The organism is Alteromonas sp. ABE4_545, from assembly GCF_056161325.1.
In genome coordinates, this window is the sequence record NZ_JBSWYY010000015.1 from 53,309 (window position 1) to 73,830 (window position 20,522).

At 45.8% G+C, this 20,522-nt stretch carries 17 protein-coding genes; 11 read left to right on the top strand and 6 right to left on the bottom strand.

Annotated features, from left to right (window positions below):
* Positions 1-184: 184 nt before the first annotated feature.
* Entirely contained in the window at positions 185-2,104 is a 1,920-nt protein-coding gene (locus tag ACXAH6_RS13745) for a methyl-accepting chemotaxis protein (RefSeq protein WP_474877691.1), read from the top strand.
* An 80-nt stretch (positions 2,105-2,184) separates the two neighbouring features.
* On the opposite strand, the gene ACXAH6_RS13750 is transcribed toward ACXAH6_RS13745, so the two are convergent.
* A complete protein-coding gene (locus tag ACXAH6_RS13750) occupies positions 2,185-2,811 on the bottom strand; it encodes a hypothetical protein (RefSeq protein ID WP_474877693.1) in 627 nt (208 codons plus the stop codon).
* A 106-nt stretch (positions 2,812-2,917) separates the two neighbouring features.
* Between ACXAH6_RS13750 and ACXAH6_RS13755 the strand changes: the two genes are divergently transcribed.
* Positions 2,918-3,769 carry an HpcH/HpaI aldolase/citrate lyase family protein gene (locus ACXAH6_RS13755; RefSeq protein WP_474877695.1) on the top strand — a complete coding sequence of 284 codons (852 nt, stop codon included), beginning with the start codon at positions 2,918-2,920 and terminating at the stop codon, positions 3,767-3,769.
* A 7-nt stretch (positions 3,770-3,776) separates the two neighbouring features.
* Here ACXAH6_RS13755 and ACXAH6_RS13760 read toward each other — a convergent pair whose 3' ends face one another.
* Together ACXAH6_RS13760 and ACXAH6_RS13765 are read right to left on the bottom strand one after the other, a co-directional pair.
* On the bottom strand, positions 3,777-4,118 hold the full coding sequence (locus ACXAH6_RS13760) for a hypothetical protein (protein ID WP_474877696.1): 342 nt from the start codon (positions 4,116-4,118) through the stop codon (positions 3,777-3,779).
* 184 nt (positions 4,119-4,302) lie between these two features.
* Positions 4,303-5,052, bottom strand: coding sequence for a YciK family oxidoreductase (locus ACXAH6_RS13765; RefSeq protein WP_474877698.1), 750 nt, complete (start codon positions 5,050-5,052; stop codon positions 4,303-4,305).
* Positions 5,053-5,457: 405 nt separating this feature from the next.
* Here ACXAH6_RS13765 and ACXAH6_RS13770 point away from each other — a divergent pair, with 405 nt between their 5' ends.
* The 5 genes from ACXAH6_RS13770 (at position 5,458) to ACXAH6_RS13790 (ending at position 11,467) form a co-directional block, all read left to right on the top strand.
* The gene (locus ACXAH6_RS13770) at positions 5,458-8,043 is read left to right on the top strand and encodes a VolA/Pla-1 family phospholipase (RefSeq protein ID WP_474877700.1); all 2,586 of its coding nucleotides are present in this window, start codon (positions 5,458-5,460) and stop codon (positions 8,041-8,043) included.
* Between the two features lie 200 nt (positions 8,044-8,243).
* Positions 8,244-9,284, top strand: coding sequence for a protease SohB (gene sohB, locus ACXAH6_RS13775; protein WP_474877701.1), 1,041 nt, complete (start codon positions 8,244-8,246; stop codon positions 9,282-9,284).
* A gap of 3 nt (positions 9,285-9,287) precedes the next feature.
* Complete coding sequence (locus tag ACXAH6_RS13780) at positions 9,288-9,938, top strand: TetR/AcrR family transcriptional regulator (RefSeq protein WP_474877703.1); 651 nt, start codon at positions 9,288-9,290, stop codon at positions 9,936-9,938.
* Positions 9,939-9,947: 9 nt separating this feature from the next.
* Entirely contained in the window at positions 9,948-10,706 is a 759-nt protein-coding gene (locus ACXAH6_RS13785) for a Nif3-like dinuclear metal center hexameric protein (protein WP_474877705.1), read from the top strand.
* An 8-nt stretch (positions 10,707-10,714) separates the two neighbouring features.
* A complete protein-coding gene (locus ACXAH6_RS13790; RefSeq protein ID WP_474877706.1) occupies positions 10,715-11,467 on the top strand; it encodes a methyltransferase in 753 nt (250 codons plus the stop codon).
* A 34-nt stretch (positions 11,468-11,501) separates the two neighbouring features.
* Here ACXAH6_RS13790 and ACXAH6_RS13795 read toward each other — a convergent pair whose 3' ends face one another.
* Together ACXAH6_RS13795 and ACXAH6_RS13800 are read right to left on the bottom strand one after the other, a co-directional pair.
* Positions 11,502-12,524 (bottom strand): 2-hydroxyacid dehydrogenase, encoded by a 1,023-nt coding sequence (locus tag ACXAH6_RS13795; RefSeq protein WP_474877708.1) that lies wholly within the window; start codon positions 12,522-12,524, stop codon positions 11,502-11,504.
* A gap of 13 nt (positions 12,525-12,537) precedes the next feature.
* Positions 12,538-13,020 (bottom strand): glutathione peroxidase, encoded by a 483-nt coding sequence (locus ACXAH6_RS13800; protein ID WP_474877710.1) that lies wholly within the window; start codon positions 13,018-13,020, stop codon positions 12,538-12,540.
* Positions 13,021-13,118: 98 nt separating this feature from the next.
* On the opposite strand from ACXAH6_RS13800, the gene ACXAH6_RS13805 reads away from it, so the two are divergent.
* A complete protein-coding gene (locus tag ACXAH6_RS13805) occupies positions 13,119-13,994 on the top strand; it encodes an NAD(P)-dependent oxidoreductase (protein WP_474877712.1) in 876 nt (291 codons plus the stop codon).
* Here ACXAH6_RS13805 and ACXAH6_RS13810 read toward each other — a convergent pair.
* Positions 13,963-15,666, bottom strand: coding sequence for a response regulator (locus ACXAH6_RS13810; protein WP_474877714.1), 1,704 nt, complete (start codon positions 15,664-15,666; stop codon positions 13,963-13,965). The genes ACXAH6_RS13805 and ACXAH6_RS13810 overlap by 32 nt on opposite strands.
* 432 nt (positions 15,667-16,098) lie before the next feature.
* Here ACXAH6_RS13810 and ACXAH6_RS13815 point away from each other — a divergent pair, with 432 nt between their 5' ends.
* The 3 genes from ACXAH6_RS13815 (at position 16,099) to ACXAH6_RS13825 (ending at position 20,519) form a co-directional block, all read left to right on the top strand.
* Positions 16,099-16,614: a chemotaxis protein CheW gene (locus tag ACXAH6_RS13815; RefSeq protein ID WP_474877716.1), complete on the top strand. Its 516-nt coding sequence runs from the start codon at positions 16,099-16,101 to the stop codon at positions 16,612-16,614.
* Complete coding sequence (locus ACXAH6_RS13820) at positions 16,611-18,827, top strand: methyl-accepting chemotaxis protein (protein ID WP_474877718.1); 2,217 nt, start codon at positions 16,611-16,613, stop codon at positions 18,825-18,827. Before ACXAH6_RS13815 ends, ACXAH6_RS13820 begins: the two co-directional genes overlap by 4 nt.
* Positions 18,828-19,028: 201 nt before the next feature.
* Positions 19,029-20,519, top strand: coding sequence for a CoA-acylating methylmalonate-semialdehyde dehydrogenase (locus tag ACXAH6_RS13825; RefSeq protein WP_474877720.1), 1,491 nt, complete (start codon positions 19,029-19,031; stop codon positions 20,517-20,519).
* The last annotated feature ends 3 nt before the right edge of the window (positions 20,520-20,522 follow it).

Sequence of the window (20,522 nt, forward strand, 5' to 3'; positions counted from 1 at the left end):
GCCCTTTTTCGTTCAACTCACTCATTTGTCGCTAAAAAAGAGCGCTAAATGTTAAAAATTTGGTGGCATTTGTTGTTAATTGTGTAAAACGTCAACATTTCCCTTGTACCCTTATTCTCAACCTAATAGATTGACTACTTGGTCAAAAAATCCCACTTAATAATAACGAACACGGGTAAGAGTTATGCGCTTTGGTTCTCTCACAATAAAACAAAAACTCATCACCATCTTAGTATTTGCTGTACTGGCTTCTACTTTATTAGTCGGCACTATTCAGCAGTTTATTGCGCGCGATTTAGTTGAGTCCAATATGGAATCAGCGCAATTACCGAATATGGTAAAACAGGTCGCCAATCGGGTGGACAAAGAAGTGACGCTGATGAAATCGGTGGCGTTTAGTGTGGCCAATAACCCTGATGTAATTGCTTGGTCCCAAGCCGGCGCTAATAAAGCGGGTGAAGACAGGTTGGTACGTTACCTTGGTGAACTTGCTGCGTTTAACGATATGACGGTCACGTCTTTCGTCGACCGGGAAACGCACAAATATTGGAACCAAGACGGCTTTTTACGCGTGTTAAAGAACGACCAATACGACGGATGGTTTTTTGCTTACAAAGAGAGTGGCAAAGAAGACTCTCTGTCGCTGTACAACGAGCCAGGTCATGGTTACCGTTTGTTTGCTAATTATCAGCAATTGAACGGGCGAGGAATGTCAGGTGTTGCGAAATCTGTCGATGAGCTGGTGGATATTCTCAATAGCGTGAAGATTGCCAAAAGCGGTTTTATTTTTATGGCCGATGGTGATGGCGTGATTAACGCACACGCCAATACAGATCTACTCGGCAAGGCTCAGTTGCGCGACGTTACGTCTTCTGCACTTGCTACGAAATTACTGCAAAAAAATGAATTTAACCTTGCGCGAGGTGAAGTTAACGGCGAAGAAATGATATATGCCAGTACTTATGTCAAAAGTGCAGGCTGGTACGTTGTGGCGCAGGTACCCGTAGCTGAATTGTATACCGAAATGGATCATGCGAGCCTGAACATGATTATTTGGTCGCTGGTGATTGCCGTCGGGTTTGCCGTGTTGGGTATTTGGTTCGCTGGTAGTATCAGTAAACCTATCGAAAGCCTTGCCGCTGTTTTTGAACAATTAGGGCATGGTCATGGTGACCTCACTATGCGAATTCCTTTACCTGAGCATAAAGAAATACGTAAATTAGTGTCGGGGTTCAACCAATTTATTGCCAGCTTGCATGACATTATTAGTCGGGTTGCTGAAACCAGCGCGAGTGTGCGTTTGTCGGCAACCGAAGTAGCGAATAAATCAAAGCAAACTGAAGACAACAGCGAAGTACAGCGAGATCGTACGATTCAAGTTGCAACCGCATTGACGCAAATGGGCAGTACCGTAAACGAAATAGCTGAATCTGCTCAAGCAGCAGCGAACAACGCTAATGCCTGTTCTGCTACGTCAAATGAAGGCTTGGCGATGACAGAACAGGCCGTGACGAGTATTGCTGCGTTGGCCAATCGCGTTGCTGATGTGGCGGTGGTGATCGAATCGCTCGACTCACATACATCAGACATCATCAGTATTCTCGAAACTATTCGTGGTATTTCAGAGCAAACTAACTTATTGGCGTTGAACGCAGCCATTGAGGCGGCTAGGGCCGGAGAGCATGGCCGAGGGTTTTCTGTGGTTGCAGATGAAGTACGTAGTCTAGCGTCTCGTGCTGCTCAGTCTACCGACGAAATTCAAAGTAAAATAGACAAGTTTAAGCAAGACTCTGATCAAGCGGTTGCGCAAATGCAAGACAGTAAAAAACAAACGCAGGATGTTGTTGAAGCCGCTAACAATATTGAAGCGGTGTTAAAGAACATTGCGGTAGGCATCCAACAAATTAATGATGTGAATACACAAGTCGCGACCGCGACGGAGGAGCAAACGGTCGTGGTAGAGGACATCAATCAGAATATTCACCTGATAAGTAGCAACAGCGACGAAAATCTGCAGGCATCGCAACAATTGGTGGCGGTAAGTTATCAATTAGATCAACTTGCCAGTGAGCTGTCTGAGCAAGTGGGGCGCTTTAAGTTGTAATTGAGTTTGAATCGAATCAAAACGCTGTGTTTACTTAAACCGTAACGCAGCGTTTTTTATGCAAGTGCGCGACGAAGTCACTACAGGTTTGCCAAATCTTTCTTAATAAAATTGAGACTTTGGAAATACGGGATCACGAGGTAATTAGCTTCAATACGCGCTTGGTGAGGGCTCAAGTGCTGACCGTTCTCACCATTCACCTCTTCAACATTGATTTGATACAGCACTTCACCAGTGTGAATATTAGCAATTAGTAGCTTGGCGTGATTTAGCGCAATGACTTTATCTTGATAGAAAAGCAACGTTGAAACGTCCACTGGCCTTGAGTTGTGCTCAAGGTTTGTCATCGGCGTTTGCCATAATATTGTGGTGTCGGGGCTGTATTTGGATAAGTGGCTGTCGGTCACAACAAATATATCACCAGATGGTGAAAAATCTGCGCCACTGACCGTGGCATAGACATTGGCAGGCGATATTTTCCGGCACTGAGCATTCGCGACATTGGGGCAAACCTGTACGGAAGAAATCGGGCTATCTATACGACGATATACGGTTAACCGATATGACGCTGACAGATCAAGCCGAGCATATTGATTGGGTTCAATATTGGTGAAAGGTTGGGCGTAAAGCGACGAAACCAATGCGCCCCAGCTAAATAAGAAAATTCCGCTAATGGTCTTTACGCAGCGCGATGTTTTACCCTTCATTGTTCACCTTTTGCTTCCTTGCCAAAACCTTAGTGTACAAGAATTTGTTTTTGTGAGCGATTGTCTTAGTATGTTGCCAAAGACGATTATATTTAAAGGTATGTCGATGAAATCACTGTTGTGGCGCTCGTTATTGTTTATTCCAGCAAATAACGCCAACTTTATCGAAAAAGCACAGACTCGTGGTGCCGATGCCTATATTTTGGATTTAGAAGATGCGGTTGCGAGCAAAGACAAAAGCCAAGCCCGAAGCGCGTTGTCGCAACATTCTGAGCAATTGTATCAGCAAGGACTAACGGTTGTTGTGCGTATTAACGCCGATTTAGCGTTAATCTCATACGATTTAGAGGCGATTAACTTCTCTTGCACCAGTGCCATCGTCGTTCCTAAATTGGCTGATATCGGTTTGCTTAATCTATTGCACTTATATCTCTCAGAGCGCGAGGCTGCACTCGGGTTGGCTAACAATACTATTCGCGTAATCGGGCAAATTGAGAGTGTTAAGGCAATGCCTGAATTGGACACTATCGCTAGTCACCCACGAGTGGCTGCGTTGGCGTTTGGCACTGAAGATTTCGCCGCTACTGCTGGTATGCAATCTACCACCGAAAATTGGTGGTACCCGTGTCAACAAATGGCGATGGCGTGCCATCGACACGGTATTGTGGCGCTGGGGTATCCCGGCTCGATGGCAAATTTTCGTGACGAAGCTTTATTAATCGAACAGATTCAAAAAGGTCGGGATCTCGGCTTTACGGGCGCGCTTTGTATTCATCCAGCGCAGGTTGCATTAGCCAATAAAGGTTATCAATACGACAATGATACGCAGCAGTTGGCGAGAGAAATTGTCGAGCTTGCTGACAATTTAAATGGTGATGACAGCTTGTTTGCTCACAAAGGCTTGATGGTCGATGCGCCAATGATCCGCACCGCAAGATATATACTGGCGGTTCAATAAATAAGGCCTAAACCCCACTTAGCTGAATTTGCGTGTGGGGCATTTGTTGTTTTAAAAACGCAATGACGTCTTGAGCTTTATCCTTTGGAAAAACTAACATTGGCATCTGCCCATTGATGTGATTAAACGGGAAGTTTAATAATCCCTTATCGTCCACTGAGTCTACTTCTACTTTTTTAATTCTATCAGCGTCAAACACATAACCAGCAACAAAGAGCTTGTTACTCTCTACTCGCATCACGGAAATGGGATCATCAATCACGTTGGCCAAATAATCCTTGTTGTTTACCCGTCGTGTGGAAATGGTCCAAAACATAAAACCATTGGTAAATACTAATATGTCCGTCACGTGCATCTTGTGATGGTAAAAAATGAAGAGAGTGCAATATGTGAGCACAGCAATTATGAACGCGATAAGAAAGGGGAGGTCATAGCGATGCTTAAAAGGGGTGTTCAATGGTTAATCCTTAACGTGTTGATATTAGAGGCACATTGTTGCACCTCTAGAATATTTATTGCAGGTTAACAATAACTTATTGAGGTTTTGGTTGGCAATCCAAACTTTGTCCATTCACGGTCGCACTGTCATCACCGATTAAATAACAATACATGGGCATGATTTGTGTTGCTGTTTTCAAAGTTTGAGGGTCTTCGGCCGGAAAGGCTTTTGCCCGCATCGCAGTGCGTGTTGCACCTGGGTTAATACAGTTAAAGCGCACACCGGTATTTTGGTGCTCAGCCGCGAACACTTGCATCATGCCTTCGGTGGCAAACTTGCTAACCGCATAGGTTCCCCAATTTGCGCGCCCCGTTCTGCCAACAGAAGATGACGTGAAAATTACCGATGCCGAAGGTGCACGCTTAAGCAGTGGTAACATCGCTTGGGTTAAATAGAATGCGCTGTTTACATTGATTTGCATAACCTCATTCCATTCATCAGGCGGAATATGTGCCATTGGACTTAAATGCCCCAACACACTTGCGTTGTGCAATATGCCATCTAGTCGTCCAAATTGGTCGTCAATAGTGTGTGCCATATCAGCATAATGCTTAGGTGATGCACCGTTCAAATCAAGTGGCACAATTGCAGGCTCAGGGGCACCAGCGGCGACAAGCTCGTCGTAGGTGGCTTCTAGTTTTTTTACAGTGCGCCCAAGTAAAATACAGGTTGCGCCCAAAGCACCATAGGTTAACGCTGCTACTTTACCAATACCGTCTCCAGCACCTGTGATAAGTATTACGCGGTTGTGTAACAAGGCGAGAGGGGCTTGGTAATCGTTCATAATTTGATGCTTCCTATTTATTCTGCGCAGCTAGTCTATACTGATAGCGAATTAGCTGTGAGGCGAGAGGTTATACAACACAGTTTACCTAGCTTGTTTCTATTCACAAAGGCTTGTATCAAAGATTTTCTGTAATGGTGTAGTCAGGTCAATAACCGTTCAAATTACCACCACCTCTGCACGAATAATCATCAAAATTCAGGCTTTTTTGTCAATAAGAGGTAACAAATGGTTAACAAACCTTTGCAAAGTTGATGCAAAGCCCATACTATTAAGCTATATACAACTGGTCTTACTTGTTTGAAATTTGGCCTTCTATCAACTGATTAGCTGCGTAGAAAAAAGTCATATGTTGGTTTTTTGCGGTTAACAGAATAACAACAAGAGTTTTTGTAGGGAGTAAAGATGAGAAAACTGTTTATTAGCTCCAGTATTGCACTGGCACTTGGCCTAGTTGGCTGCGGTGGTGGTGAGACATTGAGTGAGATACAGGATAAAACCGAAACGGTCACCCCGTATGCACGAATCGTTTACGATCCGAGCGGTGGAGAATTGAATATTCCCAACGACTTGTTGATGTTACCCGATACCAGCACAGATACGTATTTATTTGATTTCACCTTAAACACAGAAGGTGATGATACGTTTGACCCAGCCGATCCTCAGCACGCGTTAACGGGTCTAGATGGCTGGTCAACTACGCACCCGTTTACCATAGATATTACGTTACCGAGTGGGCTAGATGTCGATGCATCTTCACTGGGTAGTGGCACTATTCGCATCTTTGAAGCCACTCAGGCATTGGAAGGCAGCAGTGCAACGTGCACAGCGTTGGCAAGCGCAATTGGTGCACCAGGGGTGCCTTGTGAAATTGGCGATGAGCTGACTTATGGCGTCGATTTTGTAACGTCGTATGCACAAGACGGATCAGGCAGTATCAATGTGATCCCTTTGCAACCGTTGAAAGCGGCGCAAGGGTATATGATGGTGGTGACCGACGCGTTAAAAGACACCGAAGGTCGAGCCGTTCGTGGTTCTACTACCTGGGAATTGGTTACACAAGATCCGCAAACTCTGCCGCTATCAACAGAAAGCCAGTTGCTACTGCAAAATATGGTTGATGTGGGTTTAGACCTACTAGCGGCGTACAGTATCGATCGCGATTCTGTAAGTTATACGTCTTATTTCACCACCCAATCGGTAGAAGATGTGCTTGCTACTCAGAAGAAGTTGGCGATAGCTCCATACGCACAAGCTTTTGCGACCGTGTTTGCGTCGACGGGCGATCTAGCAACAGCGCAAGCTACCGCTGCGGCGTACTTGCCGTCAGTTAGCGTGACAGAATCAAGCGCAGGCGATACACCGTTTGATGTGCTTAAGTCATTAGTTATCGACGAAACGTCACTTGCTGGCCTAGCAGCACTGGGTCTAGATACCTGTGAAGGGCTAACGAATGGGTTAACCTCTAGCAACGCGCAAATTCAAGCGACCGCTGCGGCAACATACGCACAAGTAGCGCCTTTGTGTTTGTCTGTCCTGTACAGCGGAACGGTAGATTTACCGTATTACTTAAGTACAACTAACCCTACAGGTGATTGGTGGACGGCAGCGTGTACAAGTGGTGCCATGATTCAGGCAATGGGCGCTGAAAGCGTTTCAGGCTTGGTTAGCGCAGGTGCGACGGGTGCAAACAATGAGCTTTGCCAAGCGGCATCATCAGGTCAGCTATTTGATTTGAATTTGGCCGCTATTGGTATTGATGACCCGCGTTTCCCAACCAAATATAACCCAGTACTGGAAGCAAAAGGCAGTAACGCTGATGGCACTGAAACCATTCCCGTTCAGGTTACGGTCCCTAACGTTGCTGCGATGACAATGCTCGCGGCGGTTAATCCTGCTTACAGTGTGCCCACACAACCCGCAACCGGATGGCCAGTGGTTATTTTGCAGCACGGGATTACCTCGAATAAGGAATCTATGTTGGCAATTTCAGGAGCCTTGTCGTTAGCAGGCTTTGCTACAGTAGCAATAGATTTACCCATACATGGTGAGCGTGGTTTTACAATCAATGACACAGTGGTTAACGCGACAGATGGAACAGGGGGCTCGGCAACCGATTTCCTTAATTTATCAAGCCTGTTGACGGCACGCGATAACTTGCGTCAGAGCATCGTCGACATTGTGAACTTGCGTTTAGCGCTTAACTCAATTGACGACGGTGATCTTGGATTAGCCATCAATGGTACAGATGTGTCATTCAATGGGATTTCACTAGGGTCTATCGCGGGTATTGGCGCGGTCGGTCTAGCCAATGAAAGTTTGGGCGATGACCTAAATAGTTTCGATAGTATGTTTGCAATGCAAGCCGCGTCGTTCTCGGTACCGGGCGGCGGTATTGGTAACTTCTTGCTGGAGTCAGCCACATTTGGTCCTGTGATTAAGGGGTCTTTGCTAGCCGCGTCTTCAGATGACTTTGTTGCCGCTCTTACCCAGTATATGCAAGCGAATGGGATTGCCGAGGCGACGACTGAAGTGATCGCGAGTTTTTACGTGAGTTTTTATGCTCAACTGGATGATGCGACCAAAGCAGAGGTAGATGCAACGTTTGCTAGCTTCGGTTTTGCTTCGCAGACTATCCTAGACTCTGGTGATCCGATTAACTTAGGCGCTATCACCGCTGCAAATACACCGGTGCACATTAGCGAAGTGATGGATGATGCTGTTATCCCGAATACAACTACCTTCCCGTTAGCGGGTACCGAAGCATTGGTTGATGTGATGGGCTTGGAGCAGGTTGTTAGTACCACTATGGCTGCTTCTGGCGAGACAGTGTCTGGTTGGGTGAAAATGTCTGAAGGTTCACATAGTTCATTATTGAGCCCCTCAGCTAGCAGTGATGCAACCACAGAGATGCAATCTCAAGTTGCAACCTACTTGGCCACCAAAGGTCAGGTTATCCAGGTTTCAAACGAGAGTGTTGTAGCGAACTAATCTAACTGGTTCTATATAGAAAACCCTGAACGAGTTTCAGGGTTTTTTTTGCTTTAAATTTATTAAAATGACCAAAAATACAGCATTTAGCGTGACGAACTGACACAAAAATAGGTACAAACGCATAACACTGGTACTATTCACCCTTAACGTTTTAAACGAACACTCGACACACACGTCGTATTATTGCAGGAGAAAGCGTGGAATTTTTATACGAATATGGTTTGTTTTTAGCCAAAGCCGTGACACTCGTATTGGCCATAGTTGTGGTGTTATCAGCAATTATCGGTGCTGCAGCCAAGCAAAAGCAGGGTAAAGGACACCTTGAGATAAAGTCTCTGAGCGATCAGTTGGCAGATATAAAAGATTATGCTCAACACGTTTTACTCGATAAGTCAGCATTGAAAAAGTTGGCAAAAGAAGAGAAAAAACAAGCCAAAGACAAAAAGAAAGACAAAAGTAAAAAGGACGGCAGTGAGTCTGAACGTACCAGCCGTCTTTTTGTTGTCGATTTTAAAGGTTCGATGGACGCCAATGAAGTAGAGCGTCTACGCGAAGAAGTCACCGCATTACTGTGTATTGCCGATGAGCAAGACGAAGTATTGGTTCGCCTTGAAAGTGGCGGCGGCGTTGTACACGGTTACGGGTTAGCCGCGGCACAGCTTCAGCGCATAAAAGACAAAGGTCTTCAATTGACGGTAGCGGTTGATAAGGTAGCAGCCAGTGGCGGTTATATGATGGCGTGTGTGAGCGACAAATTGCTGTCTTCACCGTTTGCTATTATCGGCTCAATTGGTGTTATCGCGCAGCTGCCAAACTTTAATAAATTATTGAAGAAGAACGACATCGATTTTGAACAGCACACCGCGGGTGAGTTTAAACGCACACTCACGGTTTTTGGTGAAAACAACGATGAAGGCCGCGAAAAATTCCGCCAAGAATTAGAAGCGGTACATGTCATGTTCAAAACCTTTGTACACGACCATAGACCTGAAATGAACATTGACAAAATTGCCACAGGTGAATACTGGTACGGCAAACAGGCGCTTGAATTAGGCTTGGTGGATGAAATTCAAACCTCTGATGACTATATTTTATCAGCCTATCCAGCGCGTGAAATCTTCAGTGTTAAATACGCCCAAAAGAAAAACGTGGTTGAGAAGCTGGGTTTCTCAATGGCGCATGTGGCAGAAAAAACCGTGATGCGCCTTTGGAGTCAATCGCAGACGTGGTTTAAATAGTTCATGGCAAAAGACACCAAATTTCGCATCTTAAACACCGCTGAAGCCTTGTTCGCAGAGCAGGGTTTTACGCAAACCTCATTGCGCAGTATTACGGCGCGTGCGGGGGTAAATTTGGCGTCGGTGAACTATCACTATGGTTCAAAGAAAAACCTCATTCAAGCCGTGTTTAAGCGGTATTTTGATGTATTAATGCCACAAATTGATGATGCGATTAACGCTCTGGACATAGAGCCGGGTGCGGAGGGCATGCATCAACTGTTAAGCGCTTTAGTGCGACCCATGTTAATTTTGAATCATGTACGCCCCAACGGCACTGAAACCTTCGTACAGTTACTTGGGCGAGGGTATAGTGAAACCCAGGGGCACTTGCGCCGCTTTATTATGCAAGGCTATGGCGACACTGTGCAGCGTTTGGTAGGGCGCATTCATGCGTTGCTACCAGACGTACCAGACGAAGAGTTGTTTTGGCGTATTCACTTTGCCATTGGGAGTTTTGTATTTTCTATGGCATCAAGTAAAGCGTTAAAAGAAATCGCTCAAGCCGATTTTGACCAGTTTGCCGACATTGAAGATGTTATTTTGCATTTAGTGCCCTTCGTTGCACAAGGCATGGCTGGTTACGCTCCTGCACACGCATCTTCAAGTAAATAATAGACCGTTATGATGAATCATTTTGAATTAGAATCTCAGCTCAATACATTATTGCACACCAGTGATATTCGCGACTATTGTCCCAATGGGTTGCAGGTGCAAGGCTGCAGTCAGGTAAAAAAAGTGGTGACAGGGGTGACGGCATCGCAAGCCCTTATCGATCAGGCGATTGCCATGAATGCCGATGCAATTTTGGTACACCACGGTTACTTTTGGAAGAATGAACCCTATGAAATCACAGGGATGAAGTACCAACGCATTGCCAAGCTAATTAAAAATGACATCAATTTATACGCTTATCATTTGCCCATCGATGTTCATGAATTTTTAGGTAACAATGCGGAATTGGGGCGAATTCTAGGGTGCTCGACAATGGCACCATTAGAGAGTGTTGCGCCCAAAGGCGTTATTTTTAAAGGGCAGCTCGGTTCGCCCAAAACACTCTCAGAAGTGGCTGATGGTTTAGCTATCCGCTTAGGGCGTATTCCCTTGGTAGAAGGCCCAAGTGACGCACCAATTACCACTCTGGCTTGGTGTACTGGGGGAGGCCAAGGGTTCATAGAACAAGCAGCCCAAGCGGGCGCAGACGTTTTTATAACCGGCGAAGTGTCGGAGCAAACTATTCATATTGCGCGAGAAATGGGCGTGCATTTTATTGCTGCAGGGCACCATGCTACAGAGCGCTACGGTGTTAAAGCCGTCGGCGAATACATTGCTGATAATTGGGGCTTGGATGTGACATTTGTTGATGTGCCTAACCCTGCGTAGATATTGCCATGAAACCCGATCAGTCATTTGATGGCATCGCAAGTAAGTTTGCGAATAACATTTACGGTACAACTAAAGGCCAGCTTAGGCACTTATTACTTACTGAGCAACTCGCTCAATTTTTACCTTCAGACACACAGTGGCAAACCATCGATATAGGTGGTGGAACCGGAGTGATGAGCGAGTTTCTGGCTGATTCGGGGCATCATGTACACTTGTGTGACACCTCGCATGATGTGCTTGCCATTGCTAAAGAGACGTTGAAAGACAACCCGCGCATTACGATTGAACATGCGCCTTTGATGTCTTTAACAGGCTTGGATAAATACGACTTACTTGTGTGCCATGCCGTATTAGAGTGGTTAGAAAAGCCATTGGAAGCGCTTAGTTTTCTGGCCGACAATATGAAACCTGGCGCCTTGTTAAGTTTGAGCTTTTTTAACCGTGATGCCTTGTTATTTGGCAATGCGGTGTACGGTAATTTTGATTACATCGCCAATGGCCTCAAGGTTAAAAAGAAGGTACGCCTTAATCCTCATCAACCCCTAGTGCCGAAAGCAGTGATTTCGCACTGCCAAAGTTTGTCGTTAGATGTGCTGGCTACTACGGGAATACGCTGTTTTCACGATTACATGAAAGACGGGTTCCGCTCAGAAGCGCATTATCAAGAGTTAATTGCGCTAGAGCGTCAATACAATCAGGCCGAGCCGTTCGTTTGGCTAGGGAAATACATGCACCTTATGTTACGCAAGCCTGCGTAACATAAGGTATTTTACTCGTTGCAATTGGCCGGAATTAACCTTTATCTGCTGAGGGCGCTACTAAGAAGTGCCCATTTTCAAGGTTGCCACTGATGGCGCAACGGATATTGGTAAACGTAGTGTGGGCAATTTGCGATAAAGCCTCATGGGTGAAAAAGCCCTGATGCCCTGTGATCAACACATTGTGAAAGGTTTGCAGGCGTTCAAATACATCATCTTGTATGATTTCAAAAGAATGGTCTTTAAAAAATAGCTCAGACTCCATTTCGTAGACATCTAAACCCAAATACCCAATTTTATGTTGTTTTAAAGCGTCAATAATGGCTTTTGTGTCGATAAGGCCACCGCGAGAAGTGTTGATTAGCATGACACCATCACGCATCTTTGCCAGAGAATCCCGGTTTATCATGTGATGGCTTTGCTCGTTTAACGGGCAATGCAGTGAAATCACATGGCTTTGCGCGAACAGTTCATCCATCTCCACATAGTTTACACCCGAGGCAATCAGCGAGGCGTTGGGGTATGGGTCAAAACACAGTACCTTGCAGCCGAAGCCCAGCAGTATCTTGGCGGTCGCCGCACCGATATGGCCGGTACCTACCACACCTACCGTTTTACCGTGTAGGGTAAAACCTAACAATCCATTGAGGTCGAAGTTACCTTCGCGTACTCGGTTATAGGCTTTGTGCATACGACGGTTTAGGGTCAGCATCAGGGCAACCGCGTGCTCTGCAACCGCTTCAGGTGAATAGGCCGGAACGTGTGATACAGCAATACCCAATGAAGCCGCATGAGCAAGATCTACATTGTTATAACCGGCACACCTAAGGGCTATGTGGTTAACGCCATGTTCAGCAAGTTTGTCTAATACCGTGCTGTCGACAACATCGTTAACAAACACGCATACCGCGTCGTGTCCGGTTGCTAATGCAGCGGTTTCCTGAGTGAGCGGGGCAGGTAAAAAGTGTAATTGCAAATCCTCTTTTTCAAGAGAATGGGCAAATGACTTTTCGTCATAGGCTTGGGTACTGAATACAGCGACGCGTCCTTTTGTCATAACAAATTCCTCGCTAGAGTAGAGCTTGAATATCGGCTTCGATTGCTTCAGGTTTTGTAGTGGGAGGGTATCGCTTCACCACTTTCCCCGCTTTGTTTACTAGGAATTTTGTGAAATTCCACTTAATTGATTTGGTACCCATGATACCCGGAGCCTCACTTTTCAGGTACGTATACAAAGGGTGGGCATTGTCGCCATTGACATCGATTTTGGTGTATAAGGGAAACGACACTGCGTAGTTTAAATCACAAAAAGATTTTATCTCGCTATCGTCGCCCGGCTCTTGTTGCCCAAATTGGTTGCAGGGGAAACCGAGGATCACCAGACCTTTTTCACCGTATTCTTTATTGAGTTTTTCCAATCCTTCATATTGGTAAGTAAAGCCACAGCGACTGGCGGTGTTGACAATGAGTACGACTTTGTCGCGATAGGCGCTCAGTGTTTCCGCTTCGCCAGAGTTTCGGGTTACTTCAAAATCGTAGATACTTTCTGCCATAGGATAATTTCTCGAATATGTTGTTTAGATAACAAATTTCTTGTTGTATTACGGTATCATACTACCCAGAGAATTCAGGGTTTAAAAGAGAATCATTCATGACACAAATCAAAGTCAGTTTTTTGGGGTTAGGCGTGATGGGGTTTCCCATGGCTGGACACTTAGCGAACGCGGGATTCGATGTTACCGTTTACAATCGCACAGCAGCCAAAGCACAACGTTGGTTGGACACGTACCCTGGTCAAATGGCAGAAACGCCAGCGCTGGCAGCGAAAAGCGCTGATATTGTGTTTATGTGCGTGGGTAATGACAACGACATCGACAGTGTAGTGAATGGCGAAAATGGCGTACTCACTACGCTTAAAAGTGGTGCATTATTGGTTGATCATACAACCGCGTCTGCCGATATCGCACGTAAACTGTTTGCTCAATGTAAAGCGAAAGGCATAGGGTTTTTGGACGCCCCAGTGTCTGGAGGCCAAGCCGGTGCTGAAAATGGTCAGCTTACCGTGATGGTCGGCGGTGAACAAAACGACTTTGACCGTGCACAGCCTGTGATGAGTGCATTTGCCAGACACAGTCAGCTGTTAGGCGCGTCGGGCAGTGGGCAATTGGCTAAAATGATGAACCAAATATGTATTGCCGGTATTGTGCAGGGCTTAGCTGAAGCGCTACATTTTGGCGAGCAAGCCGGATTAGATTGTCACGCTGTGATCGACGTGATCAGCAAAGGGGCCGCCCAATCTTGGCAAATGGAAAATCGCGCCAGCACCATGATTAAAGGCGAATATGATTTTGGTTTTGCAGTAGATTGGATGCGTAAAGATCTCAGTATTGCCTTAGATGAAGCGCGCCGAAACGGCAGTACCTTGGCGCTGACTGCGTTGGTCGATCAGTATTACGCTGATGTTCAAAAGTCAGGTGGTGGCCGCTTTGATACTTCTAGTTTGTTGACGCGTTTGGCGCGTCGCTAGGCGTGTCATCTTCTGTTGGTCGATGATTGTGATCGACGCGCTGTTTTTTCAGCGCAGGGCCAAGTTTCGGATGTTGTTGAATATCGCGTAACACTTGAGCGAATCGGGTACGGCTTGATTCGCTCAGCTCACAGGTTTTAATGTGTTCAATAAGCACATACAAAGTGAGTTTGCGAAAAGTGGCTTTACTCGCTTGAAGCATACTGTGAAGCAAGTTGATGGAAAATGACGCGGTTTCTGGATCTAACTGATACGCTTTATAAAAATAATCAACAGCAGAAGGGTAGGCATTGGTGGTAAATGCCTGCGTGCCCTCATGGTTTAGCGCTTCTGCTTTTTCTTTTACCCATTCGGCATTTTTCTCTGCACTGAGTAACACGGATTGATCGGCTTGTTGCTGGCTAATAGTGTCGCTCTGAATAAGCTGGTCTTCGGCCAATTCCATCAGCGATCGTGCGGTGTCGGTATTGCCGGCGGCTTGGTGCACTTTGGCGGCAACTATCAACGTAGCAGGCGCAGTGCGCAAATACACCTGCATGTGGTCTTGAGCGATGATGTTCTTGGCTTTTTCAATGTCACCCTCTAGTGCCGCTGTGTGCGCCATTAGGTAGTCTTGTTTTTGCATTTGTTGCTGGTCAGTTTGGCTTCGAGACGCAATACCAATCAGTTTACGCGCTTGAGATAAGCTCTCTCGGCGTTGCAGCATTGGGCTTTGTTCGGCAATACTGAGATAAAACTCGGCAAGCTCAAACGTAAACTCGTCAAATCGCTCTTTGGTCGAACGGTTGTAAGCGCGCTTTTTCTCCAGCAGTTCAACACCTTCAACCACCCGATTTTGTTTCTGATACGCAATCGACTTTAAGCGGGTAGCCGGAATACTTAAATCACTCACATTGATATGATCGAGGTAAAACTCGGCTTGCTCGTAGGCTTCTTGTTCAAAACTCAGACACGCTAGCCATTCAAAGGCTTTGTCACGGTTGATACTGGTACCAGACATTAAATCGAGTACACCACGGCAGTCATCCCAATCGCCAGCTAAATACTGGCATTTAATTTTGCCCCATTGCGCCCAAAGTACGCGGTCTGACTTTTGTAACACCGCATTGTAAATATCCAGTGCGGCGCGTACATTGCCCTTTTGTAATAGCACTCGCGCCCGTAGCTTTGAATAATCGGCGCGCAATCTCGCTGGTACATCGCTAGCTAGTTTATTGAGCTGTGTTTGTGCCACTTGTAGATCTTTGTCGTCAAGCGCTCTGAGTACAGGCCAAACAAAGTGTCGGAATTGTAGGTAGTGTTGAATGTTACGGTGCAGCGTGGCGATAGTGTAAGGTTTTAACACCAACACATCTGGATGCACATCAACAATTTGTCCAATGGTTTGGGGTTGCCTGTCGGCCGTAACAAAAATCACGCCTGTGCTGGGCTTAATAAAATGCCCTTGCCTGAGAATGTGCAGCCACTCTACGCCGGTACGATGTTGGCCTAAGTGGTAGTCGATGAGCACAACTTCGAAATACTGCTTACGCAAGGCAGATTTTAACTCGTTTCCACTGCTAAAACTGCTGATCTCAAGATTGCCGAGAGACAATAAATGGCTTCGAAGGTTACCGCGAGCGGTCGCATTGTCCTCGACTATCGCAATGCGTATTTGTTCGTTTGCGGGCATAATACACCTTCGAACTTATAAACTACCATTAGCATATCAGTGTATACCGATATTCGTCACCCATACGAAATAATTAGTTGAAATACTTCGTTTTCGTCAAGTTAAATGCCAGTTGCTCAGTCGCCAAGCTCGCTGTATGCAACACAAAAAACGGTTGAGTTTGTACTTTATACCAACGCGTTACGAATAATTAAGTGGAAAGACCACTATTCCTCGTCTAACTTTATCCAGTATAGCCATGCCCTTATATCTCCAGAACCGTGGTAGCAAGGGGCATAAACTTGAATACACGTTGATTTTTTTACAAAAAATTCAACAAAAAACTATTGATTCCACCATGGCGTCCGATATACAACATATTGATTCTATTAATGAACAGGCTCCATTTAAGACAATCGATGTCGGGAATGTCGCAACCGCGGAGAACGCTGCATGATATCAGCTGATGCTCTGGAAGTAGGAAGTCATCCTATCAATATGAACATTGGGCAGGAGTTTTTAAGCTTCGTTATTGGTGAAGAACACTATGCTATAGACATTATGGCAGTGAGAGAAATAAGAGGCTATGAACCCGTTACTAAAGTAGCCAATGCGCCTGACTATATTAAGGGCGTTTTGAATCTGCGTGGAGAAATGGTACCCGTTGTAGATTTGCGTATTAAATTTAACGTAGGTGAGGCCACGTACAATGAATTTACTATTGTCATTGTATTGAATATTCGGGACCGGGTGATAGGCGTGGTTGTCGACGCTGTGTCAGACGTGTTTAGCGTTGCGGCTGATGACATCAAGCCGCCTCCCGAATTCGGTGTGGCATTTGACCATGCCTATTTAAATGGTCTGGTATCGGTAAACGAACAAATGATAATTGTGGTGAATATCGAGGCACTAATCACCAGTAGTGAACTCGGTTTATATGAAAAATCATCAGCAAAGGATGAGTTATGAGTGTGTTAGATTGGGTTAGAGGTAGTAACAAGGCCGAAGACAACGCCAAATTAGAGTTGTTGGCGCAACAAAACCTAGCAGCAATGCGTTACGCGCAGGTAGTGGAACAAAGCTCGACGAGCTTTATGATAGCCAATGCCGAGCGAGAAATTATATTTGCTAACCAAGCCGTGGTGAAACTATTAACTGAAAACGAAAAGGAAATACAATCCGTATTGCCTTTTTTTAGTGCCAGTAACCTGATTGGCCAAAACATCGACATATTTCATGCTAATCCACAAAAGCAACAGAATATGCTTGCACAGGCGACAGACGTTAGTGTGTCGAATATTGTGGTAGGTAAAATCAACTTTCGGCTCACGCTCATCCCACTTAAAGACGATTACGGGCAATCTATTGGCACGGCTGTAGAGTGGTTAGATCAAACCGACCTATTAACCAAGTCAGGGTGTTTAGATGCCCTTGACCGGTCGCAAGCGGTGATTGAATTTGAACCCGACGGTACGATTAAAACCGCAAATGCAAATTTCCTTGCGGTAACCGAGTACGGATTGAATGAGATAAAGGGGCAACATCACCGCATGTTCGTACCCGACAATATTCGCAATAGTCATGAATATTCAGATTTTTGGCGTCAACTGGGCGAAGGTAAGTTCCAGTCTGGGGAATATCAGCGTGTAACAAAATCGGGGAAAGACATTTGGATCCAAGCGTCTTATAACCCTATTTTAAACCCGCAGGGTGATGTGGTAGCGGTGGTGAAATACGCCACAGATATCACTGAACAGAAGATGAAAAACGCCGATTTTGAAGGGCAGATAGACGCGATTAGCAAGTCACAGGCGGTCATCGAATTTGATATGAACGGCATTGTGCAACACGCCAACGAAAACTTCTTAAATACCGTAGGGTATACGCTAGAAGAAATTAAAGGGAATCATCACAGCATGTTTGTTGATTCTGAGTACCGTAACAGTCATGAATATACCCAGTTTTGGAAAGACCTAAACCGAGGGATATTTTCGACCGGTGAGTACAAGCGTATTGCAAAAAGCGGTAAAGACGTATGGATACAGGCTTCGTACAACCCCATCTTTGATTTGAACGGTAAGCCGTTTAAGGTTGTGAAGTACGCCACGGATATCACTGGCCGCAAGTTTGCGATTAACGAGATAAAACGGGCGCTTGTGAGTTTGTCGAATGGTGATTTGACCACCCAAGTCGAGCACGAGTTCGAAGGCGAGTTCCAACAACTCGGTGATGCATTAAACCGCTTTGCCGCTGATTTACGCAGTATGATTGCGCAAATTATGGAAGCGGCGAACACGATTAACTCGGCGTCGAGTGAAATTGCACAAGGCAACGCCGATTTGTCTACTCGAACAGAGCAACAAGCGTCGAGTTTGGAAGAAACCGCATCCAGTATGGAGCAACTAGCGAGTACGGTTAAACTCAACTCCGACAATGCGAGTCAAGCAAATAGCCTAGCGGCTAATGCGACCAAAATAGCCTCTGACGGTGGGTCGTTGATCGAGCAGGTGGTGACCACTATGAGTGCGATAAATGAATCGTCGCAGAAAATCGCTGACATTATTGGCGTGATCGACGGCATCGCATTCCAAACCAACATCTTGTCACTGAATGCCGCTGTGGAAGCAGCGAGAGCTGGAGATCAAGGTAAAGGCTTTGCGGTAGTTGCATCTGAAGTTAGAAACCTTGCCCAACGCTCTGCAGAGGCGGCGAAAGACATTAAATCTCTCATTTCTGACTCAGTCACTAAAATAGCTGACGGCAACACCTTGGTGAGCAAATCAGGTGAAACCATGGCCGATATTGTCAACGCGATTAAACGCGTTAACGATATTATGTCTGAAATAGCCGCAGCGTCAGCAGAGCAGGCCTCGGGTATTGACGAAGTGACAAAAGCGGTCACCCAAATGGACGAGGCAACGCAACAAAATGCTGCCTTAGTTGAGGAAGCCGCCGCAGCAGCAGAAAGCATGAAGTTCCAAGCAGAACAACTAGATACACACGTTGCGGTGTTTAACTTAGGCGATATGATCGCAGCAACGCAATCAACCAGTAGTTTGGTGACTAATCAACCGACTGCTCCTAAAGCGCCAGCGGTGGCTGCACGAGCCAGCACTCCTGCAAAAGCGCCTGTTTCTCCCAAGTCGGCATTTGATGATGACGATGAGTGGGAAAACTTCTAACGAGTGAACAAAGGCGCTTTAAGCGCCTTTTTCTTTAGGTATCAGTCGTGCAGTGTTACTACTAGGCGGTGGCATTGTGTTTATTAACGTCAGTTTTAGTTTACACAAAAAAACGACAATACGCGGGCGTAACGTTTACGTTAAGGTTAAATATAAGTTACAAATACGTTAACTTGTATTTAATAATAACGAGCAGAACTTATGCACCACGTACCCTTACTTCTCAATGGTGAATTTATCCAGTCGGCATCTGACCACTGGCTAGATGTAACTAATCCTGCCAATAACAAAGCCATTGCCAAAGTGCCTTTTGCTACACAAGATGAATTAACTCAGGCAATTGAGAGTGCCAAAACAGCATTTGAAACATGGCGCAATGTACCCGTAACAGAGCGTGCGCGGGTGATGATGCGCTATCAAGCTTTGCTCAAAGCCCATCAGAAAGAGATTGCCACCATTCTCGCTAAAGAAACCGGCAAAATTTTCGCGGATGCCATGGGAGATGTATGGCGTGGTATCGAAGTGGTTGAACAAGCGATGAATATTCCCGCGTTGATGATGGGTGAGACGGTTGAGAACGTGGCGCGCGATATTGACACCTACAGCTATATCCAACCGCTTGGCGTGTGTATGGGGATCACACCTTTTAATTTTCCGGCCATGATCCCATTGTGGATGTTCCCCTTAGCCATTGCTTGCGGCAATACCTTTATTTTGAAACCGTCTGAGCAAGACCCATTAACACCCATGAAGCTGGCTGAGTTATTTAAACAAGCAGGCGCGCCTGACGGTGTGTTGAATATCGTGCATGGAGGGCAAGAACAAGTCACCACATTACTTGAACATCCAGATATTCACGCGGTGTCTTTTGTTGGCTCTGTACCAGTAGGGCAAGCAATTTATCAAACTGCCAGCCAGCATCTAAAACGTGCGCAGTGCTTTGCAGGAGCCAAAAATCATTCAGTGATCATGCCAGATGCGAATAAAGAACACGTTTTAAACAACCTTGTTGGCGCAGCAGTCGGAGCAGCGGGTCAGCGCTGTATGGCTATTTCTGTCGCGGTATTTGTGGGAGACAGCCAGTCTTGGATTGATGAACTCGCCGAGCGTATTCGGCAGGTTAAGCCGGGGTTGTGGGATGATGAAAACGCGGGTTTTGGGGCGTTAATTAACCCGAAAGCCAAAGCGCGGGTGTTGTCATTAATTGAACAAGGCAAGCAAGAAGGGGCTAGGTGTTTGGTAGATGGCAGTAACTTTACTCTCGAAGGATATGAGCAAGGGAACTGGATTGGCCCTACGGTATTTACCGACGTCACTCCTGACATGACAATTTATCAAGAAGAGATTTTTGGCCCCGTATTGTGCTGTATGTGTGTCGATACGTTAGAAGAGGCATTGCAGTTAGTGAACAACAATCCCTACGGTAATGGTACCTCTATTTTTACCGCCAGTGGGGCAGCAGCACGAAAATATCAACGTGAGGTCACTGTTGGTCAAGTAGGGATCAATGTGCCCGTTCCTGTTCCATTGCCGTTTTTCTCTTTTACAGGCTGGAAGCGCTCTTTCTACGGCGATTTACATGCTTATGGTAAACAAGCGGTACGTTTTTATACTGAGACCAAAACAGTCACCAGTCGCTGGTTAGATAATGATATTCCCGGTGGCCCCAATATGACTATTAGCTTGTCTTAAGGA

What these genes read in the sequence shown, in the direction of transcription:
- ACXAH6_RS13805 (WP_474877712.1), top strand. Translation starts at nt 13,119, where the DNA reads ATGACACAAATCAAAGTCAGTTTTTTGGGGTTAGGCGTGATGGGGTTT.
- ACXAH6_RS13790 (WP_474877706.1), top strand. Translation starts at nt 10,715, where the DNA reads ATGAAACCCGATCAGTCATTTGATGGCATCGCAAGTAAGTTTGCGAAT.
- ACXAH6_RS13810 (WP_474877714.1), bottom strand. Translation starts at nt 15,666, where the DNA reads ATGCCCGCAAACGAACAAATACGCATTGCGATAGTCGAGGACAATGCG.
- ACXAH6_RS13765 (WP_474877698.1), bottom strand. Translation starts at nt 5,052, where the DNA reads ATGAACGATTACCAAGCCCCTCTCGCCTTGTTACACAACCGCGTAATA.
- ACXAH6_RS13780 (WP_474877703.1), top strand. Translation starts at nt 9,288, where the DNA reads ATGGCAAAAGACACCAAATTTCGCATCTTAAACACCGCTGAAGCCTTG.
- ACXAH6_RS13800 (WP_474877710.1), bottom strand. Translation starts at nt 13,020, where the DNA reads ATGGCAGAAAGTATCTACGATTTTGAAGTAACCCGAAACTCTGGCGAA.
- ACXAH6_RS13820 (WP_474877718.1), top strand. Translation starts at nt 16,611, where the DNA reads ATGAGTGTGTTAGATTGGGTTAGAGGTAGTAACAAGGCCGAAGACAAC.
- ACXAH6_RS13785 (WP_474877705.1), top strand. Translation starts at nt 9,948, where the DNA reads ATGATGAATCATTTTGAATTAGAATCTCAGCTCAATACATTATTGCAC.
- ACXAH6_RS13795 (WP_474877708.1), bottom strand. Translation starts at nt 12,524, where the DNA reads ATGACAAAAGGACGCGTCGCTGTATTCAGTACCCAAGCCTATGACGAA.
- ACXAH6_RS13770 (WP_474877700.1), top strand. Translation starts at nt 5,458, where the DNA reads ATGAGAAAACTGTTTATTAGCTCCAGTATTGCACTGGCACTTGGCCTA.
- ACXAH6_RS13745 (WP_474877691.1), top strand. Translation starts at nt 185, where the DNA reads ATGCGCTTTGGTTCTCTCACAATAAAACAAAAACTCATCACCATCTTA.
- ACXAH6_RS13755 (WP_474877695.1), top strand. Translation starts at nt 2,918, where the DNA reads ATGAAATCACTGTTGTGGCGCTCGTTATTGTTTATTCCAGCAAATAAC.
- ACXAH6_RS13825 (WP_474877720.1), top strand. Translation starts at nt 19,029, where the DNA reads ATGCACCACGTACCCTTACTTCTCAATGGTGAATTTATCCAGTCGGCA.
- ACXAH6_RS13750 (WP_474877693.1), bottom strand. Translation starts at nt 2,811, where the DNA reads ATGAAGGGTAAAACATCGCGCTGCGTAAAGACCATTAGCGGAATTTTC.
- ACXAH6_RS13815 (WP_474877716.1), top strand. Translation starts at nt 16,099, where the DNA reads ATGATATCAGCTGATGCTCTGGAAGTAGGAAGTCATCCTATCAATATG.